This is a genomic window from Bacteroidota bacterium (genome assembly GCA_030706565.1).
Lineage (GTDB): Bacteria > Bacteroidota > Bacteroidia > Bacteroidales > JAUZOH01 > JAUZOH01.
Genome location: JAUZOH010000582.1, coordinates 1 through 1,562, shown reverse-complemented (window position 1 = coordinate 1,562; position 1,562 = coordinate 1). Strand labels below are relative to the sequence as shown.

The window sequence follows — 1,562 nt, the reverse complement described above, 5'->3', positions numbered from 1 at the left end:
TTATCAACCTTTCTAAACTTTACAGCTAATATAATATATTTTTTTAGTCCTTCTGCAAAATCAGGGCATTTGAAGTTTCATAAATTTCATTAATCTTATGTATTACTTTATGTAATTAGATTATTTAATTGTATAATAGTTTATTATTTAACTTATGAAAAATAAATCCAGGAATAAGATAAAAATTAGCCAATCCGGAAATTTTGTCATTTTTACTTAAATTTCCAATTTCATTAAAGCTTATTAATAATCTTTTAATCTGTTTTTTAAATTATTTTTATTATCCTGGAAACCTTCAAGAATTTTATACAATAAAAAAGAGCATATCCGGATTGGAATATCCAATCCTTATTACTGAGAAAATTTTTTGCAAAATTCCATGGAAAAACCTCGACTAATTTTTCGTCATTCCCATTATATGTTCTGCCTGGAAATATTTATTTAAAGGATTGTTACCTGCATTAGAATTATCCATACTTTTGAGGCTATCTATTAAATTTTTATCTACAAAACAAATCTAAAATGAAGTCTATAAACTATTTATTTTCAATCCTCCTTTTAAGTTTTTTTATGGGAGAGATGGTTCAAGCCCAGGATTGGCCAAACTTTAACCGCTACCGTGATGAAAATGCAAAAATTTCAGCACCTGGCTCGGGAGAAAAGAGGGTCGTCTTCATGGGCAATTCTATTACAGATTTTTGGAGCAGGGTCAATCCCGAATTCTTCGCCGGGAAACCCTATATCAACCGGGGAATAAGCGGGCAAACCTCACCCCAGATGTTGGTCAGGTTCAGGGCAGACGTCATCAAACTAAGGCCTTCTGTTGTAGTCATTCTTGCCGGGACCAACGATATTGCCGGGAATACCGGCCCTTCAACCCTCGAAATGATCATGGACAACATCAGCTCAATGAGCGAACTTGCAAAAGCAAATGGCATAAAAGTGGTACTTTGTTCCGTTCTGCCTGTCTATGATTATCCCTGGAGAAAAGGATTAAATCCGGCTGAGAAAATTGTATCCTTAAACAAAATGATCAAAAGTTATGCCGACACCCATGCCTGTGTTTATCTGGATTATTATTCATCCCTGGTTGATTCCCGTAAAGGAATGAAATCTGAATATTCAAAGGATGGAGTTCATCCCAACAAAGAAGGCTATATGGTCATGGGCCCTCTGGTCGAAAAAGCCATTGCAAAAGCCCTGAATGCCCCTAAAAAAGGAAAGAAAAAAAATTAAAGTTTTTGTAACCTGCACAGAAACAAAAAACAAGGACATATTCCGGTTTGGGATATGTCCTTATTTTTTTGTAGATTTGATTGATGAAAATGTTAAGCAGGTTTTCAAAAACCTTCACTTAGAAATTCAGGTTCTTAAAAGACCGTGTATCGCAAAAAGTGGTATCAAAGCCGGATAGAACCATATACTCCTTTCAATTCGAATAAGTATCAATGCCCTTGATTTCTTATCACGAATTAGAACTTGCCTGCAGCAAGTATATTTAAGGAAATACCGTTGAAAGAATGATTGCAGTTAGCGATTGTTTTTACCCTTTACCAAACCTC

The 1,562-nt window shown here is 34.8% G+C and carries 1 protein-coding gene; it reads left to right on the top strand.

Features of this window, described 5'->3' with window-relative positions:
- Positions 1-522: 522 nt before the first annotated feature.
- Entirely contained in the window at positions 523-1,236 is a 714-nt protein-coding gene (locus tag Q8907_16975; GenBank protein MDP4275963.1) for an SGNH/GDSL hydrolase family protein, read from the top strand.
- Positions 1,237-1,562 lie beyond the last annotated feature (326 nt).